Below are 22477 nucleotides of genomic sequence, written 5' to 3' on the forward strand. Positions count from 1 at the left end.
GCCTCAACCACGGTGATCTCGCTGCGATATACTCGTTGAATTACGTCTAGTCGTTTCTCGTCTTTCATTGTCAGGGTTGTCATCCTTCCACCCTGACATAATTACGTTGCCGTTAACCCCTGACATAATCACTTTGCTACAACACCGACTTGAACTCTCTATTGCCCCGCCGCTTTCGAAAGCGCTATAGTCGAGCGCGGGAGGAGTTATGCAGAAACTTATTCCTATCGATCTCACGGGAGTTATCGACGAAGTCAAAGCCGAAGGCAAAACCCGCCGCGTGCTGTGGCAGGATTCGCAGTCCATCGCGTTCTTGAGCAGCGGGCGCAAAGAGCGCTGGGACTTTCATATCGACCCGGCGGATGAAGTGACGTTGCAACTGACCGGGGTGCAGCATTTGGTCTATCGCGACGAAGCCAACAACGAACACACCGCCGATATCAAAGCGGGGCAAATTCTCCTCTGCCCAGCCGGCGTGCCGCATTCGCCGCGCCTCGAAGCGAACTCATGGTTCATCGTCTTCGAGCGCAAACGCAAAGCCGGTGAAATCGATTACTTCAAATGGTTCTGCAATAAGTGCGGCGAGAAGGTTTACGAAACTTCCGCCGAGGTCGGCGACTACCGCGCCGATCCGGTGGGGCAGGTTTATCAAACATTTTCCAGCGACGAGAAACTGCGAACGTGCAATAACTGCGGCACGATTGTTCCAGTGCCGAGATGAAGCTTCCGTTCACCACGAAGGACACGAAGGTTTTGGATGATAATTTTATTCCGAACTTCGTGCTCTTCGCGTCTTTGTGGTGAAAAATAATTTATGAAAAGGTACGTAGCCAAACTCACGCAATTGGCGCGCGGCTACGCTGCGGCGGAACGCACGGTGATAGCAGCATTCTTTCACAAGCGGCCCAAGCGCCGCGATCATCTGCGCTGGCTGCGCGCCCAAGGGTTTAAAGAATACTCGGCGATCAAGCCGATCTTCACGGCGCTGGCGAAACTCTATCCGGCGATCGATCGCGGCATCGACCGGCATGACTACGAAGAATTAACCGAAAAGCTCGCCGACGAAACCAAACATGCGCGGCTCGTCATGGATTTGTTGGAAGAGCTCGGCGGCAGGAAGGTTACGGCCGAGGATTTACTCTGGCTGCCGCAGGACAAGAAGCTGGCGAAAATTCGCGCGCGCTATTCGCCGAGCTACGCGACTTTGTTGCACGGCTCGGGAAAAATCAGCGCCAAGCAAATTCGCCGCCGCGACGAAAGCCTCGAACGGGCCGCGATCACGCTCACCGAGGGCGGCGGCGGCGCGCTCTATCAGGTTTGCAGCAAGCTCAAGAAGACCGGCGTAGAAGGTAAAATCGCCACGGTCTTTCACGAAATCTTACTCGACGAAGTCGGCCACAAAGACAGCGGCGGCCGCGCCCTCGAACCTTTGATCAACAGCCAGGCCGCTTTCGCGCGCGCGGCGAAAATCATCTGCGATGTCTCCGGCCAGCGGCTGCGCATGCGCAACGAACAGTTCGGCTTCCCACTAACGAAGAGCGAGCTAAGTGACTTGGACCGGCACGCGCAACGAGCGGTTAACCCTCGATGATAATATTTTGGCTGCTCGCGCTGGTTAGTCTAGTCTTCAACGTCGACTCCTTCGCCATCGACTTGCCGCCGCTCCAAGTCGGCATCAACGACTTCGCCGCCATGGTGCCGCCGGCGAGCGCCGACGATCTCAAAGAAAAGCTGCACCGTTTCAAGACCGAAACCGGCGCCTCCGTCGTCGTCCTCACGGTCAAGACTCTCGACGGTGAAAATATCGACAGCTTCAGCACCAAAGCGTTCAAGTTGCTGCCACTCTCCAACGGCGAGTTGGCGACAACCGCGTTGCTGGTGGTCGCGCGCAAAGAACATTTGGTCGCTTTGCAAGCCGGCGCGGAGATCCGCGCTCTCTTGCCCGAGCCCGTGGCGCACGAAAAATTACAAGCACAAGTGGCGCTCTACTGGAGCGGTCTGCGGCCCGACTTAGGAATTCACGGCGCGGTGCATTATTTATTCGGCGTGATTCGCGGCGATCTGCGCGTCGGCAGCCAAACCGCGGCGGAAAAACTCCAAGACACTTCGTTGCGCGGCGGCGGCGCCGGCGCGATCTTCGCGGTCTGCTTGGCGCCGTTTCTGGCGCTGTTCGTCGGCGGCCTGTGGGGCATCTACGCCACCCATTTCGGCTTTCAGCGCTACACGCGCCTGTTGATGGGTGCGATCTTCGGCGGCGCCACGGCGAAATTGGTCGCCATGGCGATGGCGCTGCTCGGCAGCTACAGCGACAACCTGTGGTATTTCATCATGGCGTTGGCGATTCCTCTCGGCGTATTCGGCAGCTGGACCGAGTTCTGGATGTCCGGCGATTGGAGCGGCATCCCGCGCGTCAAAGAACGCCAACGCAAGCCGGAAGACAATATGGGAATATGACTCAACGTGTTCGTGTTAAGAGGTCCGAGCCACGAACACGACAATCCCCGATTGACACCCTCGCACACCGATGATAGCCAACAGCCATCGGCAAAAAAGGAGAAAGAACATGGCCAAACTACGTCACCTCGCGCTGCTCACCCGTCAACCCGACAAGCTCGCGGATTTTTACAAGCGGGTCTTCGACATGCAGGAAATGTATCGCACCAAAAACGGCTCGGTGCATCTTTCCGATGGCGAAGTGAACTTGGCGATCTTGAACGCCAACGATCCCAAAGAACCGGGCCATCCCGACGGCCTGTATCATTTCGGTTTTCACGTCGACGATAGCCAGGAAACCGCCAATCGCATCAAAGAAATCCATCCGGCCGGGGCGCCCAAAGAACGCGAAGCGACTTACGCTGAAGGGCGCGGCTGCGATCCCGATGGCAACCTCATCGATATCTCGACCACCGGTTGGGGCCCGGTCCGGCGCATGGACTTATAAAACGCAACGAGACTTCATGTTCACATTAATCCTGAGCTTCCTGCTGGCGGCGGCATTTCTCTGCCCGCGCGAGCTGCGCGCCGCCAGCGCCGATGAGATCATCAAGAAGGCCGCAAGCCTCGCCGGCGTTCAGCGCAAAACTTTTCTCGAAGAAGGCGCCAAGAAAGAGGGCGAGATGGTTTTTTACACCTCGCTGAGCTTGACCGACTATCCGAAAATTTTGGCCCATTTCGAAAAAAGTTATCCCTTCATCAAGACCAACACCTATCGCGCCACGCCCTCGGGCGTGTTCCAACGCGCCGACACCGAAGCGCGCGCCAACCGCTTCGCCGCCGATGTCGTCGGCTCGGCGCCGGTGGAGATGTGGCACTTGAAACTGCGCAAACTTTCCACCGGCTATCTGTCGCCGGAACAAAAGGCGCTGCCCGCGGGATCCCACGACGCCGAAGGTTTTTGGCAAGGCTTCGAGGTGACGCCGCTGGTTCTGGCCTTCAATACCAAACAAGTTTCGCAAGCCGACGCGCCGCGCAGTTATCAAGATCTGTTGCAGCCCAAGTGGAAAGGTAAACTCAGCCTCGGCACCGAAGAATATACTTGGTTCAACGTCTTGAGCGAATCCTTGGGAGTCAAGAAAGCCGCGGATTTTTTCCAAGCTTTGGCCAAGCAAGATTTGCAGATGCCGGGATCGAGCAGCATCATGCGCGTGCAGTTGATGCTGGCTGGCGAATCGGCGATCGCCTTGGCCGCCCGTGGCCGGCGCGTGACCGATCTGAAACAGCAAGGCGCGCCGATCGATTTTCGCATCGTGGATCCCTACGCCGGCGAGCCCAACTTTGTCGCGCTGATGCAGCGCGCGCCTCATCCTTATTCGGCACTATTGTTTATCGATTGGATTTTATCGGAAGAGGGACAAACCCGCCTCGTCGATGCCGCGGGAAGAATTTCGATCCGCAAAGGCATCAAACACAAGCCCTGGGTACAAGAATTATTTCAGAAAGATTTTGTCTTTTTGAGCCCATCGTCCATCGGACCGAACTTGAACAACATCATCGAGCAATATAATCAAGTGTTCGGAATTCGCAAAACCAAATAAATCGGAAAGGCGCGAGCCTAGCGCAAGACAAGATTTTAACTTCAGTCTGGCCCCTGGAATATTCTATGCAGGTTATCGATTGTGATGCCCATGTCGAAGAGTCGGTTGAGAGTTGGCAATATCTCGATCCGGAATTTTATTTACTGCGACCGATTCCGGTGGTCTTTCCCGAAGACACTTGCTTCGGTTCGCACAACGCCGCCTGGGTGATCGATTACAAGCTGCGCTTCTTCGCCTCCAACCCGACGCTGATAAAGCGCGCTCTCGACAAAGGCACGCCGATTCCGGTGCAGGAGATGCGCGACGTGCAACAGCGGCTCGCCAGCATGGATGAGCTCGGCATCGACAAGCAGGTGGTTTTCCCATCTCTCTGGCTCGGCTGCTTGGCGGAAAACGTCGAACTCGAAGCGGCGCTGGCGCGCAGCTACAATCAATTCATGGCGACGCAATGCAGCCAATCCGGCGGGCGGATTTTCTACGTCGCGATCATTCCGTGGCGCCAACCCGACTTGGCGGTCAAAGAAATTCGCCGCGTCAAAACGTTGGGCTCAGTCGCCGGCATCTTCGCGCGCGGCATCGAATGGGATCGGCCGCTGACCCATCCGGACCATTGGCCGATTTACCAAGAAGCCGAAAGCCACGACTTGCCGATCACCGTGCATGTCGGCAATGGATCGAGCCCGGCGATCTCGCGCATGCTCGAAGGCGTGCCGCGGCCGTACTTTAATGAATTCCCGCAGATTCATCCGCTCGGCACCGGCATCGTCAGCGGACCTTACGTTCTCTACGCCTTCACGCAAATCCTCGGCTCGAAAATATTGGACGACTTTCCCAAACTGCGCTTCGGCTTTCTCGAAGCCGGCATCGAATGGACCACCCGTCTAGTCAAAGCCTTGGGCCAGGAAAATCGCGCCAAGATCGAGCGCTGGCTCGCCGAGAGAGTTTTTGTTTCTTGTGCCCTCGACGATGATTTGCCTTACGTCGCCGGCAAACTCGGCGATGACTTCATCGTCACCGCCACCGATTTTCCCCATGGCGACGCGTTCCGCCAAGACTTGCTCGCCAACGGCCTCAAAGCGCGCGGCGACTTGAGCGACGCCACCATGGAAAAGATTCTCAGCAAAAATCCCCAACGGCTGTATCATCTGTAGGGCCCCGACGGATCTCCAAAAAATCTTTCCGCCAGCCACGAAAGCTTGGCAAGGTCGCTGAATTTGCTCAGTTTAAATTTTGGCAAATTCGGATAATTCCATTGAAGCGGCCCCGGCCTCATGGTAACGTCCTACTTTAATGAAACCGATATTTGCCAAAGCAGCAATCAGTTCCATCGTTCAGTGGTTCAACGCCGATTATCATGCCGCCATGCCGGTCAAGAAGGGCGTCGATATCGATCGTGTCGATTGGGTGCGCTCGATCCCATTCGTCATCATGCATCTTGGCTGTCTGGGGGTTTTTTTAGTCGGCTGGAGCTGGACCGCCGTGGCCACGGCTGCGGCGCTTTACTTCGTGCGCATGTTCGCCGTCACCGGCATTTACCATCGCTATTTTTCCCATCGCACCTACAAGACCGCACGGCCGACGCAGTTTATTTTCGCGCTGCTCGGCGCCTCGGCAACCCAGCGCGGCGCGCTCTGGTGGGCCGCCAACCATCGTGAGCATCATCGCACCTCCGATACCCCGGCCGATCCCCATTCGCCGGTGCATTATAGTTTCTTCCGCTCGCACATGGGCTGGTTCATGTGCAACCGCTTTTACGCCACGCAATATAGTCGAATCCAAGACTTCGCCCGCTTTCCTGAGCTAGTTTGGCTCAATCGTTACGATAAGGCCGTGCCGGTTTCTTTAGCGTTGTTGCTCTATCTTTGCGGCTTCGGTCTGGAGCGCGCGGCGCCATCACTCGGTGTCAGCGGTTTGCAACTTTTGGTTTGGGGCTTCGTCCTCAGCACCACGGCATTGTTTCATGGCACCGCGACGATCAATTCGCTGTCGCATATGTACGGTTCCAAGCGTTACGATACCGGCGACGAGAGCAGAAATAACTTTTGGCTGGCGCTGATCACCATGGGCGAAGGCTGGCATAACAACCATCACCAACATATGGGCACGGTCCGCCAGGGATTTTACTGGTGGGAAATCGACGTCACCTTTTACATTCTCAAAACCCTATCGTTTTTCGGCATCATCTGGGATCTGAAACCCGTGCCAGTCCAAGCCTACGACCGCAACGAACAGCTGCCGGTCAAGAAAATGGCTTCGGCCGCCTAGGTAGCTGGCTCAACCAGCAATCGTCTCGTCCAGCCGTTTTTTCCTCGCTTGATAAATCAGATGGCGCACCCGCGGCGCTGCCAGAGCTTTTGCTTGCGCTTTTTCACCTAGCCCGCTAGCATTCTCACTGGAGATTGTTCCGTATATGCCGCCGGTGACCGAAATATTGAATAAAGTGCTCCTGTTCCAGGATCTTGGCGCCGAAGCGTTGGCGATTCTCTCACCTTTGCTGATCGCCAAGAAGTACAGCGCCGGCGCGGTGATCTTTCGCGAGCTAGAAGAATCCGACGCGCTCTACATCGTCGACCAAGGCTCGGTGGTGGTCAGCAAGCATGTCAGCGGCGATGTCGACATGGTGCTGACCCGTTTTCAGCCCGGCGACTTCTTTGGCGAGATGGGGCTGTTCGACAACGCGCCGCGCTCGGCCACCGCCAATGTCGAGGTTGATTCGCTGCTCTGGCGTCTCGACCGCGGCGTTTTTCAAGATATTCTTTCGCACCATCCGGAAATGGCCGCCAAGATTTGCTACCGGTTGGTGACGATTTTTATCCAACGGCTGCGCGTCACCAATGAGCAAAGCCGCGATGCCATCCGCTGGGGCCTTGAGGCCACCGGCTATTCGACCGGCAGCCAATCGCTGTTCGGACGCAAATCCACCTGACCCTGGCCATGGCCGAACCGGCAAAATTCGAACTGCTCACGCGCAAAGCTGGCGAACAGGGCTTTCAGATCCATGAGATCGAAAGCAGCCAGGCCCATCTCGGCTACCAGCCGCAGCGCTTGCCCCAAGAAGCCTGGGCGATCACCGCGCAACCGCCGAGCCCAGACGGCAGCCGCCGCTACATCGTGAAAAATCTTCGCCGCGACCGCTACCTGTTAGTAGACAACAAAGAGTTGTTCCTGTGGGAACTTTTCGACGGCAGCCACAGCCTCGAAGAGATCGCGCGCACGTTTCATTTTACCTTTGGCGCGTTCGATTACACGATCATCCGCCAACTACTGGCGAAGCTGCATCAAGCCGGCCTGCTCGTCGAGCGCGAAGACTTGGCGCTGCAAAAAAGCTCGGCGCAGAACGATGCGAATTCCTCGACAAATAAATTTCGCGCGGTGGCGAAATACTGGCGCAGGCTTTCCTTCACAGTGCCCCAGGCCGACCGGATTTGCGGCGCCATGTATCGCCATGGCGGCTTCCTCTTATTTCATCCGCTGACGCTCGCTTTGACCATGTTCGTGACGCTGCTCGCCGGCATCGCGGCGGTGCGCTTGAGCCCTCAGGCCAAACAGTTCACCCACATGCTTTCGAGTATGCCGTGGCGCAGCAGCGCGCTGATGATGTTGTCCCTCTTGATGGTATCGATGATGCACGTGACTGTGCACGCCCTCGCCTGCAAGGCCTACAGCCGGTGCGTCCGCGAGATCGGCTTTTTTCTCTTGCAAGGCGTGCTGCCGACGTTTTACGCCGATGTCACCGACATCTTCATGTCGACCCGGCGTGCCCGCGTGATCGTCGATCTCGCCGGGCCATTAGTCGAATTATTTTGCGGCAGCGTGGCTTTTCTCGCCGCCTATCAAACCGGCCCCGGCGTCGGTCAAGCGTTGTTGTTCGGCATCGGCGTGCTGCTCTGGGAGGGCGCGCTGATCAATCTCTATCCGTTTAATTTTCTCGAAATGGACGGCTACAACATCATCGCCGATCTTTTGGCGATGCCGACCTTGAGACAGCAAGCCTTAACCTTGGCGCCGCAACTGCCGCGCCGCTTGCTCCGGCCCCAGACGCTGACAAAGGAACAATGGATTCAAATCGCCTATCTGCTGCTCTGCTTGGTTTCAGTGACCGCTTATCTGATCGCCCATCTCGATTTCCTGCGCGGCTTGCTGCCGAATTGGAAGTGAAGATTCGCAGGGCGGACAGATGGGTCCGCCCCTAAAATCGATTAGACTCGCTCACCTGGGCGCGCTCGCTTCGACTTGCTTGACGTAGGATAAATCGATGACCTCTTGAGGATCGACGGCGGCGGCGCCGGGAAACTGTTCGACCATCATATCCAGCGCCGTCTTGATCGCTTCCGCCGACGGATAAGGGAACTTCGCCATGCGCGTGCTAAAGTAGCCGTAGGTTTCCTCCAGCATCTCGTCGCTGGCGCCGCGCAGATATTTCTTCATCACGCTCAGGCTACGCTCTTTGTTAGTTCTGAAAATTTGGATAGCGTCGGTCAACGAGCGCACCAAGCGCAGCGTCACATCGGGGTTTTTCTTGACGTTGGCTTTGAGCGTCGAGATGCCGACGTAGGGATACTGCACGCCGAGATCGTCGAAGTCGACCAGCTCGCGAAAGCCGGCCTTCTTCGCCACCAAGCGCGCCGGCGTCGTCAGCATCGCCGCATCGACCACGCCCTTTTCCAACGCCGGCAAGATCGCCGGCGTGTCGCCGATGTTGACGATTTTCACATCGCGTCCCGGTTCGAGAGCGAATTTTCTTTTAAGAATATAGTGCAGCAAAATATCAGTCACCGCACCGGGCCGCCCCGAAGCGATGTTTTTGCCGCGTAACTCATTGGGAGTTTTCAATTGCGGCTTGGAAAAGATCGACGACCCGGTGGTATGAACGAAGGAAGCGATGATCACCAGATCCTTGCTGCCCACCGCGTAACTCGACACCACGCCGGTGCCGGTGGAGACGACATACTGGGCATCGCCGCTGAGCAACAATTGATGCGGCCGCGCCCGTCCCGCGTAGACGATTTCGAAATCTAAGCCGTATTTGCGCCCCAACTTTTCTTCGACCGCAAGCCAGAGCGGCGTGTAGGCGCCGGTAAACGACGAATAAATAATCTTTAGCTTCAACGGCTCGTTGGCGGCAAAAGAAATTTCGCCATGCGCTACCAGCGCCAAACCAACAATCCAGCCCACGTAGGAATATTTAAGTTTCATCGCCACAAATCCCTTCCGACACGATCACGAGCCACGAACACGATCACGTTCAGGGAGCCCGCCGCCCCAAATCCCGCAACCCGCGCTCCCACTTGTCGATTTCTTTTTCCAATTGTTGAATGTTCAAACCCTTTTCCGCGTACCAGCGCTTGAAGCCATATTCCTTCGCCGGGCTACCGTAGTCGAAGGCTTCGAGAATTTTCTGCCCATCCGGACTGAAAAGAAAATCGACGAACAACACTGCCGCGTAGGGATGGGGCGCTTGCGACGACAGCGCGGCGCTGCCGGCGCTGGCCGGCACGATATCCATGGGCACCCACGCCACTGGCGCTTTTTTTTGCGCCGCCACCAACGCATGATTGCGAAAGATCGTCGGCGACGCTTCGACTTCGCCGCCGACAATCATGTCGTTCAACGCCTGGCCGGAAACCGAGTGCATCGTGATGTCTTGGCCGCGCAGCCGTTTGAGATACTCCTCGCCCTTGGTCAACAGCATGCCGCCCACCGTGCGCGAACCGGTGTCCGTGGTCACAAACGACATGCGTCCCTTGAGCGCCGGCTTGAGCAGATCGTCGTAGTTCTTCGGCACCGCATTCGCCGGCAGCTTGTTTTTGTTGTATGCGAAGCCCATGTAGGACTCGCGCACCGTGCCCCAGTAGACCAACCCTTTGCCGGCCTCTTCCTTGGCATCGGCGATGAGCCGGCCGATATGCGGACTAGTGAACGGCTGGATCAGTTTCAACGCCTGCATCAACATCAGCAGCGGCAGGGAACTTTCCGCCACGTCCATCAAATATTTTTTCGCCTGCGCCTCGGCGAGAAATTTAGAAATCAAATCCTTGCTCGTCGCGCGGTAGGACTCCACCTGCACGCCATACTTAGCCTCGAACGCCTTGGCCAACTCGCGATACGAATCCCCCGCCAAGGCGGTGTACCAAACGATCTTGCCTTCCTTCTTCGCCCCGGCCGCCAGCATCTTTTCGCGATCGGCGCCGGTATAAGTGGCGAGGTCGGCGAGGGTGGCGGGTTTCACGCCCTGCGCTTGCACCGCGGTTGGCAAAAGAAAAAAAAAATACACCGATAACAGCAAACAAAATTTCATCAATCTCTCCAATCGTGCGAATAGGGCGACCGGCCGGTCGCCCCTACGGTTAGCTGCGCCACGCATATTTTGCTTCGGGATGTTGCGTGGCTGGATTTTCGCGGTCGAACTCCCAGCTCATCGGGTTGTCGAGAATGTACTGGCGAATGCGTTTCAAAGAAGCCTCACTGCGAATAACATGTTCGAAATAGTTGCGCTGCCACACAGATACGCCCCGCATGCCACGCGCGGCATTGATGCGTTGAGAGACCGAAGCCTTGAACCCCGCGACAAACGCACCGACAGACCGCTTCGCAGGTCCGACCTGTAGGGGCGACCGGCCGGTCGCCCTCCTCATCCCATCGGCGATGACGACAATACCGTGAACATGATTGGGCATCACGACAAATGCATCCAATTCGATTTCATTTCTTATCTGCGCTGACTTCTCCCATTCATCCTGAACGATATGGCCGCAATCGTTCAATTTAATCTCCCCGTCGACGATCTCGCCAAACAAACATTTACGATCTTGCGTTACCATCGTAATAAAATACGCGCCTGCTAACGCGTAGTCATAGTCTTGCAAACGAATCGACTGACGGCGCCGTATTTCGGGACGTATCGTCATCATCGTTCAAAGAGGGCGACCGCCGGTCGCCCCTACATCGGATTGCCGCAGATCATCGCTGTTGCCTATTGCCTATTGCCTTCTTCACACCCCCGCCAACGCCGCCGCCTCCGCATGAAAAAACGTCCTGTAATCGATCCGCGTCGGCGTCAAGCCTTGCTCGTGCGCATATTGGGTCATCGCTTCCAACTCGCGCACGTTGTCGGGCACGTTGTAGGCCCAATAATTGTCGCCCATCAGCTCGCGCTGCTCGGCCACCGCCGCGGCCATCCAGGAATACATGATAATTTGCGGGTCGGGACCCATGAGCCGGTCGACCGCGACATCGCGCGACTTGCGGAACGCTTTCAATAACGCCGCCGGCGCGTTGGGATGTTTGTCGACGAAGGCTTGCTTCAACGTCACGATATGGCTGGTCGGGAAAATTTTCGTCTGGCGATAATACTCCTGCTCTTCTTTGCGAAAGTCACGGAACAATCTACGAGTCCGCGGATCCCGCGCGGTGATCGAAGGCAGCACATTAGGGCCGATGACCGCGTCGATCTTGCCGTCGCAGAGCATGTTGTCGAGCAACAAATCGGGATCGTCCTTGGAATCGATTTGCTCGATGCGAATGCCCTCGGGCACGCGCATCTTGTTGGCCCGCGGCGAACACCAATTGAATTTCTTCAAATCGACGCCGTAATAATGTTGCAGCGCGCCGCGCGCCCAGACCCCGGCGGTGTTGTCCCACTGCATGATGCCGACGCGCCGGCCTTCCAAATCCTTCGCCGACTCGATGCCGGCTTTGCTGTTGACGTAAATATAAGCCAAGCGAAATTTACGGTTGGGAAAAGCCGGGATGGAAATATGCGCCTCGCCCTTGGCGTAGGCGCGCACCCGCGCGGCAAAGCCGCAGTCCCAGGCGTCGCATTCCTGTTCGTTCGGCACGAACTCCCAGTCGAAACCGTCGATCTTCACCGTGCCGTCGGTGATCGGAATATTAGTATCGATGGTCGGTTCACGGAAATAAAAGCGCAGTTTTGGATTGGCCATGGCGGCTCCTTTCGTAATTGCCGCAACATAGCGCGACACCGCGCTCCGGTTCAATCGCGGCGGCGAAGAAATGGAGTACTGGAGTGGTGGAGTATTGGGTTCCGGAAATTCCGGACCATCACTCCATCACTCCAATACTCCAGTTCTATTTGCTTGACACCCTTTACCAAAGTGAATAGTTATTTTAAGTAGCAAGTTCGCACCCGAAAGGACTTTCCCCATGCAGTACAAATGCATCTCCGGCGACGGCCACATCGATTTGAATCCCGACATCTGGCGCGACCGCGTTCAGGCCAAATACCGCGAGCGCGCACCCAAACGCGTAAAGATGCCCAACAGCTCCGACGCCGTGGTCATCGACGGCGGCAAACCGAATACCATCGGCATCACCCGCAGCGTGCGCGTCGCCCATATCGATCTCGCCAAGCAAGTGCCGACCTTCGAAACCTGCGCCGGCACCGGCACGCCGCAGCAACGCTTGGCCGAACAAGATCAAGACGGCATCGATTGCGAGGTTCTGTTCTCGCAGATTACTTTTGTCTTGCGCCAGACCAAAGACGACGATCTCTACCGCGACTGCATCCGCGCCTACAATGAATTTCTCGGCGAGGAATATAGCGCCCCGGCGCCGGACCGCTTGGTCTGCATGGGCACCTTGCCAACCACCAACGTCGACGACGCGATCAAAGAAATGGAACACTGCGCCAAACTCGGCATGAAAGGCGTCAAGCTCGATCGTTATCCCAGCGGCAAAAGTTATCCGACCAAGGAAGATGACAAGTTCTGGGCCGCGGCCCTCGACCTACGCATGGCGATGACCAATCACAACACCGGCAACATGGGCTCGGGCAGAGGCGAGCCCGATTATCTTTACGCCAAAGATCCCGGCCACGACGTGCATCAGAAAGACGCCTTCAAATTTTTTACCCGCTTCACCAACGACGCCATGACCGCGCCTTTGCAGATGGCCTTCGCCGGCGTCTGGGACCGCTTTCCCAAGTTGGAATTTTATTGGGCCGAAACCATGGTCGGCTGGTTCGAATACGGCCTGTGGCAGGTCGACGATCATTACCATCGCTACATCGGCATGATCCATGACAACTGGGGTCTGCCGAAGCTCGAGCGCAAGCCAAGCGACTACTTGAAAGAGCGCAATTACTGGGGTTTTCTCCATGACCCGGTGGGCGTCAAGCGGCGCGACGCCGTCGGCTACGACAAAATCATGTGGGGCACCGACTTCGCCCACGCCGCCAGCGAATTTCCCAACTCGCAAAAACATTTGGCGGAAGACTTCGCCGGCGTGCCGGAAAAAGAACGGCGCGCCATGCTGGTCGATAATTGCGTGAGATATTTCCGGCTCGATCAATGATCGGGTTCACCACGAAGGACACGAAGAGCACGAAGTTCGGAATATTGATTTTCCGAAACCTTCGTGTCCTTCGTGCCCTTCGTGGTGAAAATATCCGAGCTATTTTCACAGCCGTAACATTGGAGAAAAAATCATGAGCGACGTCGGCACCAGCCACGAAGACCTCGAACGATTTTTGGGTGATCACTATTTAGTCGGCGCCGGGCTGAAGCGCGACAAGCGCGTCACCGCGCGCCAAGGCAAAACCGCGGCGCACTGGCAATGGGACGGCATCTATCGCGGCCTCAAGCGCTCCGGCGAGATCGTCACCGTCGGCCCCGACGGCATGACCGGCATGCGCTCTGTCGTCGGCATCGAAGCGAAAAATTTTCCCATCTGGATGAACGCGCAGATTTTGATGCCCGGTGAACGCACCCAATGCCATCGCAATTTGCGCAGCGAAACCCGTCTGGTCTGCGAAGCGCCCAAGGACGCGGTCTTCGTTTGTGAATACGAAGCCTATCCGATGGAGCGCGGCGACGTCGTCATCAGCCCGGCCTGGACCTATCACGATCACTGGAACAAAGACAAAACGCCGGCGATCTGGATCGACGGCTACGACAATGGTTATAATCCCAATTTCAACATCAACGAACGCTTCCCCAAAGATCATCCCTACGAAGAAGTGAAAAAGCCCGCGGCCTACGGCCAGCGCACGCTTGGCTTGGCGCGGCCGATCGCCAATGAAGCACCGTTCCCGCTGCCGCCCATGCGTTACCCCTGGGCCGACACTCACGCGGCGCTGATGGCGCTGCGCGAAAACGGCGAGAGCGATCCTTTTGAGGGAATCATGATCATGCTCGCCAGCCCCGTCGACGGCGGGCCGACGTTGCCGACCATCGCCTGGCAAGCGCAGCTGTTGTCCAAGAAACAAAAAAACCTGGCGCACCGCCACAACAGCACCACCTTCTACTTCGCCTTCGAAGGCGCCGGCGTAGTGGTCATCGACGGCGAACGGTTGGAATATCATAAAGGCGATATCTTCGCCGTGCCGGCGTGGAGCTGGCACCATCATGAAAACAGCAGCAGCGACGACACGATTTTATTTTCCATCGACGATTGGCCGGCGATGAAAAAACTCGGCTTCTACATGAAAGAAGAAGCCAAGGGATTTTAGGACGGGCAGGTTTAAAACCTGCCCCTACACCCGAGCGATCCGACCATGTCTTCGTAGGGGCGGGTTTTAAACCCGCCCTCTGGAATTCCCTCTAGAGTAGCGCGCGACTTTCGTGTAGAATAATCAGCACGATTATGACGAGCGCCGCGCCCACTTCGGCTGCCACGAACGCAGCCAAGGCCGAAGACAATTCCAAGATCGCCGTGAGCCTGCGCGGCCTGTGGAAAACCTACACCGGCAGCAGCAAATCGGCGGTAGAAAATTTATCCCTCGACATCCGCGACGGCGAGATTCTCACGCTCCTCGGACCGAGCGGCTGCGGCAAGACCACGACCTTGAGAATGGTCGCCGGCTTGGAGCATCCCGACGCCGGCGATATTTTTTTCGGCGACCAAACCGTGGTCATGACTTCCAAGCGCATGTTCATGCCGCCCGACAAACGTAACGTCGGCATGGTATTTCAATCCTACGCCATCTGGCCGCATATGACTGTCGCCGAGAACGTCGCCTTCCCGCTCCACGCGCGCCACTTTCCCAAGAGCGAAATCAACGACCGCGTCTTGAAAGCCCTCGATCTCGTCGGCTTGGCCGGATTCGAAGATCGCCCAGGGCCGCTCCTAAGCGGCGGGCAGCAACAGCGCGTCGCCTTCGCCCGCGCCCTGGTCACCGAGCCGCGTGTGCTGCTGCTCGACGAACCGTTCAGCAATCTCGACGCCAAACTGCGCGAGCAGATGCGCATCGGCGTCAAGCTGCTGCAAAAAAGATTGAACATCGCCATGCTGTTCGTCACCCATGATCAGATCGAAGCATTGAGTCTATCCAATCGCATCGCGCTGATGAATTTCGGCGTGGTCCAGCAAGAAGGCGATCCGCGCATGCTTTACGAAGCACCAGCCAATGAGTTCGTCCGCGACTTCGTCGGCCGCACTTTGCTATTCAAAGGCAGGGTGCAGAGCGGCAATCCGTCGGGGCAACTCGCCATCGCTCTTGAAGGCGCGCCGGATTGCGTCGTCTTCGGCCGGACATATCATCCCGACAGCATCAAAACCGGCGGCGCGGTTTATATCGGCGTGCGCCCCGAGGATGTCGAGATCCTACCGGCCAACGGCTCGACGCCGCCGTCAGGAACCATCGGCGGCACCGTCCAAGCGGCGCTGTTTATCGGCGAGCGCATCGAATATCAGATCGAAGTCGACGGCCAAAGCAGCGTGGTGATTTACGGCGAGCGCCACCGTCCCATCGACGAAGGCAGTAAAGTTTGGCTCAAGTTACGCGCCGACGGCCACAGCGCCTGGTCGTCGAACTGGTCGCACAAAGACGAGTGAAAGAGGATGTTATGAAGAGACTGTTACAGATTACCAACACTGCGTCGCGTCTCAAAAAGCGATCCGACCGATCGGTCCGATCCGTCGGATCCGTCCTATTCTTTTTCCTCACCGCCGCTACCGCTTTCGCCGCCGCGCCGGCAAACTTCGATCAAGAATGGTCCAAGCTCGTCACCGCGGCGCAGCAGGAAGGCACGCTGTCGATCGCTTCGGGCGGCGCGCCGTCGCGCCAGTATCGCCCGGTGGTCGACGCCTTCAGTAAGAAATTCAACATCAAAGTCGAAGTCTCCACCGGCAACTCCACCGACACGGTCAACCGCGTCTTGGCCGAGCGCAAGGGCGGCAAGTACACCGTCGACGTGGCCTTGATCAGCTCGCGCGAGAATCAGCAGCGCTTGGTGCCATCCGATTCATTGACACCGATCACGCCGCTGTTGTTTCATCCCGACGTCATCGACATGTCGAAATGGTATCGCGGCCGGCACATGTATGCCGACAAGTTCAGCAAGTTCGCTTTGATCTACCACGCCGGTTTAGAAGACCAATATGAGGCTTGGTACAACACGGATAAAATCAAAGAAGCCGAGATCGCCACGCTGGTCAAACAGAGCGATGTCTTCGATCCCCGCTGGAAAGGCAAAATCGCCGGCCAAGGCATGGGCGACCCATCCGGCATTCGCCAGATGATCGACAGCTACTTCGAACCCGATCGCGGCCCCGATTGGGTCAAGCGCTACATGCTCCATACCGGAGTTACTTTTACCGATGACCGGCGCATTCTCGAAACCTGGGTGGTGAACGGACGGTTTCCCTTGCAATTTATCGCCACCGGCACCGAAGACATGATCGCGCTGGCGAAAAAAGGCTTGCCGATCAAGCCTCGTTATCTAGTCAAGAAAGCCGGCGTCCTGCGCGCCTCGGGTTCCGGCTGCTGCATCTCGGCATTCGCCAGCGCGCCCCACGCCAACGCCGCGAAACTTTTTATCAATTGGTTATTGACCAAGGAAGGCCAGACTCTGACCCACACTTTGATCCCCAATCTCGATCGCTCGTCATTGCGCATCGATGTTCCTTTCGGCGAAGTGATACCGCAACAGCGCCGCGGCTACGGCAAAGAATACAACTTCCCCGACGCCGAGCCGTCCGCGGGCGAGAAGCAAGAAGAAGTGCAGAAATGGCTTTTCAAGCTATGGGAGAGTCGGCAGAAGTAAACTTCTGTTTCGAGTTTCGGGTGCCAACTCGAAACCCGTAACTCGTAACTCGAAACCTGCCGCAGCTACCGTGGAATCATCTCCAACCATCGCTCCGCTGAGCATCCCGACCACGATCACGCCGCCGCGTCTCACCCGCGGCCACTTCCTGATGGCGGTGGTGCTGGTCTCGCTTGGCTATTTTCTGCTCTGGCCGGTGCTCTTGCTGCTGATCAACAGTTTCAATGCCGCTAACGATTGGTTCGTCGAGCCGCGCCGCTGGGGCATCACCCACTGGGTCAATGCTTTTCAGCGCCCTGGGCTGCTCCGTTCGCTGGGCAATTCGCTGCTCATCTGGTCCTTCACGGTGGGCATCAGTTTTCCCATCGGCGTGGCCATCGCCTGGCTGCTGGCGCGGACGAAAATCCCGTGCAGCCGAACGTTGGAGTTTTTGTTCTGGGTTTCCTACATGGTGCCCAGTCTGCCGACGACCATCGCCTGGATCACCTTGCTCGATCCCGACATCGGCATGATCAACGTCGCGCTGAAAAACCTCTTCGGCTTGGAGCAGGGGCCGTTCAACATTTTTAGCGTACCCGGCATCGTCTGGGCCAACCTCATGGGCCACGGGATTTCGATCAAAGTCATGCTCATGACCCCGGCGTTTCGCAACATGGACTCGACCCTGGAAGAAGCGGCGCGGGTCGGCGGCGCGAGCAATTTGCGCACACTGTTCAAAGTCACCTTACCGCTGATGGTCTCACCGATGATCATGGTGTTCGCGCTGCAATTGCTGCGCGTCTTTCAATCCTTCGAGACCGAATATTTACTCGGCGTGCCGTTTGGCTTCTACGTTTATTCGACCAAAGTTTATGCCCTGGTGCGTAATGCCATCCCTAACTACGGCGAAGCCACCGTGCTGGCGAGCATCACCCTCTTGATGATCGTCTTGATCATTCCGCTACAGCGCTGGATCTTGGAACGGCGCCGTTACACCACCATCACCGGCAGCTTTCGCCCCGGACTGATCGATCTTGGTAAATGGAATTTCATCGCCTTCGCCATCCTCGCCACGCTCTTGTCGCTGTTGACCTTCGGCCCCATGTTCATCCTCATTCTCGGCAGTTTCATGCAGCGCATCGGCTACTTCGTCCTGGGCTTTACCCTGGAGCATTGGCGCTTGGTGCTCTCCGACCCGGTGTTCGTCAAAGCGCTACGCACGACCCTGACGCTGGCGCTGACGGCGGCGCTCTTGAGCCCGCTGATATTTTCCGTGCTCGCCTACCTGCTCGTGCGCACGCGCTTACCTGGACGAAACACTCTCGATCTAATGATCTGGAGCGCCGGCGCGATCCCCGGCATCCTCGCCGGCCTTGGACTGCTCTGGGTGTTTATCGGCACGCCATGGCTGAACGCGCTCTTCGGCACTATTTGGGCGCTCATCATCGTCGTCATCCTGCAAGGCAAAACCACCGGCGTGAATATCATGAAAGGCGTGCTCGTCCAGGTCGGCGCCGACATGGAAGAAGCCGCGCGCGTCTCCGGCGCCGGCTGGATCAGAACTTATTTTAAAATTTGGTTGCCGCTCTTGACGCCGACTCTGGTGTTGATCGCGGTGATGAATTTCGTCACCGCCTCGGGCGCCACCAGCAGCATCATCCTGCTCGCCTCCCGCGACACCATGACGCTGTCGCTGATGGCGCTGGAACTTTCCTCCAACGCGGTCGGTAACCGCGAAGCCGCGAGCATCGTCAGCATCTTCATCATCTTCTTCACCGTCACCGGCGCCCTATTAGTGCGCCATTTCGGCCGCCGCTTCGGCGTGCACCACGACATGCAGGCCGGCACGAGTGGAAGTACAGTGCAGGCTGGTGTGAATCCGCACTAGCGTCAACGCCGCGGAAAATTCAAGTACGGTATTCACCACGAAGGACATGAAGGTTTCGGCTGAATAAGATTTCGAACTTTGTCCTCTTCGTGTCCTTCGTGGTGAATGGTTTCTTGATCAATCTAGTCAACGAATCATAGATCGTACGCTTAATGACTTCGCCGCCGCCGCGGTCAATCCGCTTCATCTTCATCGCCCTCGCCGGCGTCTCGCTGCTCACCGCGTTGTGGAGCGGCTTGGCGCGCATGGGTTGGGACTTGCCGGTGCCGAACCGCGACTTCGTTTCACTGCACGGACCGCTCATGAGGATCGGCTTTCTCACTACGCTCATCGGCCTGGAGCGCGCCGCCGCGGTCGATCAGTGGTGGATCTATGGCATCCCGATGTTTAGCATCGTTTCTATCGGCGCGTTGAAATTAGCCAACCGCGCGTAAGGGCGACCGCCGGTCGCCTCTACCAAGCCAAATTCTTTTTTTGCGCCCTTTGCGCAGCTCCAGTTCCTTCGCATTCGCTCAGGACAAGCTTTGCGGTTAATTAATCCCTGTCTTAAATCCGAGGGCGCGATGAATCGCGCCCCTACTTTATGTCCTTTGCGTTCTTTGCGGCCAACTCTCCGAATCCGAATCTTATTACTTTATGACCTTTGTGTGCTTTGTGGTTAAATTTCTTCACCGCAGTTTGCATTTTCACCGTGGCTGAACTACTCAAACTTATTCATCGATAAGGAGACTACTCATGTCCGGACCGAACCTTGCCGATACCGTTGTCGAATATTTGATCTCACAAAATGTCCGCTACATTTTCGGCGTGCTCGCCCACACTTTGTTTCCCTTCGGCGACGCCATCGCCAAACATCCCGAGCTCCGTTTCATCAACGCTCAACATGAAGGCGGCGCCGGCAACATGGCCCTCGGCTACGCCCGCGCGACCAAACAACCGGCGGTCTGTCTGGTCTCCGCCGGCGGCGGCGCGACCAACATCGTCACGGCCGTCGCCCAAGCCTATAAAGAGGCTGTGCCGCTGTTCGTGATCTCCTCTGACATCGGCACGGAATCATTTGCCAAAGGTCATTGGGCATCGTGGCACGGCATGGAGCATGTGCGATTGTTTCAACCGATCACTAAACAGAGCACGCGCTTGGGGCGCATCGAAGAGCTCGGCTCTGTGCTCGACTCGCTGTTTCGTCAAACCACCCGCGGCCGTCAAGGACCGGTATTTTTTTGCATCCCGGAAGATTTGCAAGAAGCGCACTTGCCTGAGCCGCTGAGCTTCGCGCCCACGGCCAACCCGGCGGCGCCGTCGGTGGATACTCGCACAGTCGCCGCCGCGGTAGATCGTTTACTCGGCGCTAAGAATCCGGTGATGCTAGTCGGCACCGGCGTCGATTGGTCCGGCGCCCAAGAGGAAGCGCGCGAGCTAGCGGAATTGCTGTCGCTGCCGGTGGCCAGCAGCTACACCGCCAAGGGCGTCTTTGCGGAAAATCATCCCCTCGCGCTCGGCTGTCTCGGTAACGGCGGGCGCATGTACGCGCGGCAATTTTTTCAAGACGCCGATCTACTCCTCGCGGTGGGAACTTCTTTTAGCGAAGGCACAACCCTCGGCTTCGGCAACAAAACCGTTCCCGAGCGCGCGAAAATAATTCAGATCGACACCGACCCCGAGCAGCTCGGCCGCAACTATCCAACTGAAATCGCCATCCAAGCCGACGCCAAGGTCGCCTTGCGCGCGATCATCGACGGCGTGAAAGCTAAGCCGGCGAAAGCGACGCGGGCGGACAATGGCAAAGCGATCGCGCAGGCGAAGCAAACTTGGCTGAGCGCCATCGACGAAACCATCGGCAAACAAAACCTCGGCTACGTCTCCGTGCTGCGCGCGCTCAACGATCTGCTCACCGGCAAAGAAATTCTCACGACTTCAGGAATGACCGGGGATACGCTACGCAACATCGACTCCAAAGTACCGATCATCCACGCCGGCGAATTCCGCGCCATCGGCACGGCCTTGGCGACCGCCTTCGGCGTCAAGCTCGGCCGTCCCGACGCCCGCGTCATCTGCGTCAGCGGCGACGGCTCGTTCATGATGGAACAGCAGGAACTCGCCACCGCGCGTTATCATAATATTCCCATCATGGTGCTGATCCTGCGCAACAACGCCTACGGCGGCATGAAACGCGACCAGCAAAACAACTACGGCGGCCGCATCATCGGCACCGAACTATTCATTCCCGACCTAGCCAAACTCGCCGACCTCTACGGCGCCAAAGGCTACAGCATCACAAAAAAAGAACAGCTGACGCCGGTCTTCAAAGAAACGCTGGCAAAAGATGAGTTTGTGATCATCGATGTGAAGCTGGATTAAGTCGCGCACTACGAAACTTCGCAGAGTCGTGACGATTGGGATTCTTCACCACAGAGATCACAGAGGTTCGGAAAATTAGATTTTTTCTCTGTGATCTCTGTGCCCTCTGTGGTGAGAATAGTCTGACATTTCGAAGCTCGCATATAACCCGACATCCACTAATCAATTCTTGCTCCGCCCCGCCGCTTTTTCCGCGAAGCTGAAATCTAACACTTGGTTGGGTGGGACATCTTTGACCAGCCCCATGCTCTTCTTGGTAAAATCGATGGCGCCGCGCTGCCAGGCATCGTCTAAGTAACTCAAGCCGCCGAGTCGGCTGACTTGGAGATCGTAAACTTCCGCCGCCAAGGAGCGGTCCTTGATGCCGAGATATTTAGAGATGATGTCGATTGATTCGTTGCGGTGCTGGGCGAAGTATTGCAATCCTTTTAAACTGGCGCGGACGAAGCCCATGACTTCGGCCGTATTGTTTTTGATTTTTTCTTCCGTCGTGCCGACGCCGCCGGTGGGGTAGCTGCTAAAATAATCTCCCGAATAGGCCAATCGTGTAAAACCTTCGCGATAAAGGATCAGTTGGCGCGGCTGGGTCAGCAGGCAAGCGGCGATCCGTCCGGTGCGCAGCGCGGTGACTAATTCTTCGGGGCTGCCGATGACCATCAGCGTGGCGTCCTTGTTCGCGGTCACGCCATGTTGGGCGAGAATCGTCTGCGTCAAAATATCCACCGCGCCGCCACGTGACGAGATACCGACGATCTTACCCTTGAGCTGGGACACAGATTTGATGTCGGCTTGGCCGACCATGTCGAACTGCGGTTTCGAGTTCACAACTAGAACCAGTCGCACCGGTATGCCGCGGGTCGCCGCGGCGATGATCGATCCCGCCGCCGAAGTATAATCCACCGAGCCGCCGAGCAATGCCTGCATCCCCAAAGCGCCGCGAATCAGAATAATTTCAACATCGAGACCCTCGTCGCGGTAGAAACCCTTGAGCAGCGCGATGCGAAACTGTAGCTCGGTAACCGCCACCGAAGTCGCTGACAACCGAACTTTTTTCAACTGCGCTGAAGCCTGGGTAGCGGTCAACATCAATGCGAGCACAAGCAAAAGAGTTTTCATTTTTATGCCGATCATCACACGCGCGACCGTAGCAAGCGGCCACACCACCGTCAAATCAACTTTCCGAATCATTACGACACGATTCCTTGACAAGCTAA

Annotated in this window: 21 protein-coding genes; 16 read left to right on the top strand and 5 right to left on the bottom strand. The window is 57.1% G+C overall.

Annotated features, from left to right (window positions below; all coding sequences use genetic code 11):
• Positions 1-208 precede the first annotated feature (208 nt).
• From EXR70_11535 to EXR70_11575, 9 genes are all read left to right on the top strand, one after another.
• On the top strand, positions 209-721 hold the full coding sequence (locus EXR70_11535; GenBank protein MSP39113.1) for a 3-hydroxybutyryl-CoA dehydratase: 513 nt from the start codon (positions 209-211) through the stop codon (positions 719-721).
• A gap of 93 nt (positions 722-814) precedes the next feature.
• Positions 815-1591: a hypothetical protein gene (locus EXR70_11540; GenBank protein MSP39114.1), complete on the top strand. Its 777-nt coding sequence runs from the start codon at positions 815-817 to the stop codon at positions 1589-1591.
• Positions 1588-2454: a hypothetical protein gene (locus EXR70_11545; protein MSP39115.1), complete on the top strand. Its 867-nt coding sequence runs from the start codon at positions 1588-1590 to the stop codon at positions 2452-2454. Before EXR70_11540 ends, EXR70_11545 begins: the two co-directional genes overlap by 4 nt.
• 70 nt (positions 2455-2524) lie before the next feature.
• The gene (locus tag EXR70_11550; protein MSP39116.1) at positions 2525-2941 is read left to right on the top strand and encodes a VOC family protein; all 417 of its coding nucleotides are present in this window, start codon (positions 2525-2527) and stop codon (positions 2939-2941) included.
• Positions 2880-4034, top strand: a complete 1155-nt coding sequence (locus EXR70_11555) for an extracellular solute-binding protein (protein ID MSP39117.1) — start codon at positions 2880-2882, stop codon at positions 4032-4034. Before EXR70_11550 ends, EXR70_11555 begins: the two co-directional genes overlap by 62 nt.
• A 65-nt stretch (positions 4035-4099) precedes the next feature.
• Complete coding sequence (locus EXR70_11560) at positions 4100-5185, top strand: amidohydrolase (protein ID MSP39118.1); 1086 nt, start codon at positions 4100-4102, stop codon at positions 5183-5185.
• Between the two features lie 139 nt (positions 5186-5324).
• Positions 5325-6299 (top strand): acyl-CoA desaturase, encoded by a 975-nt coding sequence (locus EXR70_11565; protein MSP39119.1) that lies wholly within the window; start codon positions 5325-5327, stop codon positions 6297-6299.
• Between the two features lie 145 nt (positions 6300-6444).
• Positions 6445-6960, top strand: coding sequence for a cyclic nucleotide-binding domain-containing protein (locus EXR70_11570; GenBank protein ID MSP39120.1), 516 nt, complete (start codon positions 6445-6447; stop codon positions 6958-6960).
• A gap of 8 nt (positions 6961-6968) precedes the next feature.
• The gene (locus tag EXR70_11575; GenBank protein MSP39121.1) at positions 6969-8192 is read left to right on the top strand and encodes a hypothetical protein; all 1224 of its coding nucleotides are present in this window, start codon (positions 6969-6971) and stop codon (positions 8190-8192) included.
• A 51-nt stretch (positions 8193-8243) separates the two neighbouring features.
• Here EXR70_11575 and EXR70_11580 read toward each other — a convergent pair whose 3' ends face one another.
• The 4 genes from EXR70_11580 to EXR70_11595 form a co-directional block, all read right to left on the bottom strand.
• Positions 8244-9236 carry an ABC transporter substrate-binding protein gene (locus EXR70_11580; GenBank protein ID MSP39122.1) on the bottom strand — a complete coding sequence of 331 codons (993 nt, stop codon included), beginning with the start codon at positions 9234-9236 and terminating at the stop codon, positions 8244-8246.
• A 43-nt stretch (positions 9237-9279) separates the two neighbouring features.
• Entirely contained in the window at positions 9280-10398 is a 1119-nt protein-coding gene (locus EXR70_11585) for an extracellular solute-binding protein (GenBank protein MSP39123.1), read from the bottom strand.
• Positions 10382-10942: a transposase gene (locus tag EXR70_11590; protein ID MSP39124.1), complete on the bottom strand. Its 561-nt coding sequence runs from the start codon at positions 10940-10942 to the stop codon at positions 10382-10384. The genes EXR70_11585 and EXR70_11590 overlap by 17 nt, the downstream gene beginning before the upstream one ends.
• 84 nt (positions 10943-11026) lie before the next feature.
• Positions 11027-11977: a hypothetical protein gene (locus EXR70_11595; protein ID MSP39125.1), complete on the bottom strand. Its 951-nt coding sequence runs from the start codon at positions 11975-11977 to the stop codon at positions 11027-11029.
• A 220-nt stretch (positions 11978-12197) separates the two neighbouring features.
• Here EXR70_11595 and EXR70_11600 point away from each other — a divergent pair, with 220 nt between their 5' ends.
• From EXR70_11600 to EXR70_11630, 7 genes are all read left to right on the top strand, one after another.
• Positions 12198-13346: a hypothetical protein gene (locus tag EXR70_11600; protein ID MSP39126.1), complete on the top strand. Its 1149-nt coding sequence runs from the start codon at positions 12198-12200 to the stop codon at positions 13344-13346.
• A gap of 133 nt (positions 13347-13479) precedes the next feature.
• Positions 13480-14502: a cupin domain-containing protein gene (locus EXR70_11605; GenBank protein ID MSP39127.1), complete on the top strand. Its 1023-nt coding sequence runs from the start codon at positions 13480-13482 to the stop codon at positions 14500-14502.
• A 134-nt stretch (positions 14503-14636) separates the two neighbouring features.
• Positions 14637-15827 (top strand): ABC transporter ATP-binding protein, encoded by a 1191-nt coding sequence (locus EXR70_11610; GenBank protein MSP39128.1) that lies wholly within the window; start codon positions 14637-14639, stop codon positions 15825-15827.
• A gap of 11 nt (positions 15828-15838) precedes the next feature.
• A complete protein-coding gene (locus tag EXR70_11615) occupies positions 15839-17038 on the top strand; it encodes an extracellular solute-binding protein (protein ID MSP39129.1) in 1200 nt (399 codons plus the stop codon).
• A gap of 70 nt (positions 17039-17108) precedes the next feature.
• A complete protein-coding gene (locus EXR70_11620; GenBank protein MSP39130.1) occupies positions 17109-18905 on the top strand; it encodes an iron ABC transporter permease in 1797 nt (598 codons plus the stop codon).
• A 152-nt stretch (positions 18906-19057) separates the two neighbouring features.
• Complete coding sequence (locus tag EXR70_11625) at positions 19058-19339, top strand: hypothetical protein (protein MSP39131.1); 282 nt, start codon at positions 19058-19060, stop codon at positions 19337-19339.
• A 301-nt stretch (positions 19340-19640) separates the two neighbouring features.
• Positions 19641-21263 (top strand): thiamine pyrophosphate-binding protein, encoded by a 1623-nt coding sequence (locus EXR70_11630; protein MSP39132.1) that lies wholly within the window; start codon positions 19641-19643, stop codon positions 21261-21263.
• A 162-nt stretch (positions 21264-21425) separates the two neighbouring features.
• Here EXR70_11630 and EXR70_11635 read toward each other — a convergent pair whose 3' ends face one another.
• Positions 21426-22451, bottom strand: coding sequence for an ABC transporter substrate-binding protein (locus tag EXR70_11635; protein MSP39133.1), 1026 nt, complete (start codon positions 22449-22451; stop codon positions 21426-21428).
• Positions 22452-22477: the final 26 nt, after the last annotated feature.

The organism is Deltaproteobacteria bacterium, assembly GCA_009692615.1.
Lineage (GTDB): Bacteria > Desulfobacterota > Binatia > UBA9968 > UBA9968 > DP-20.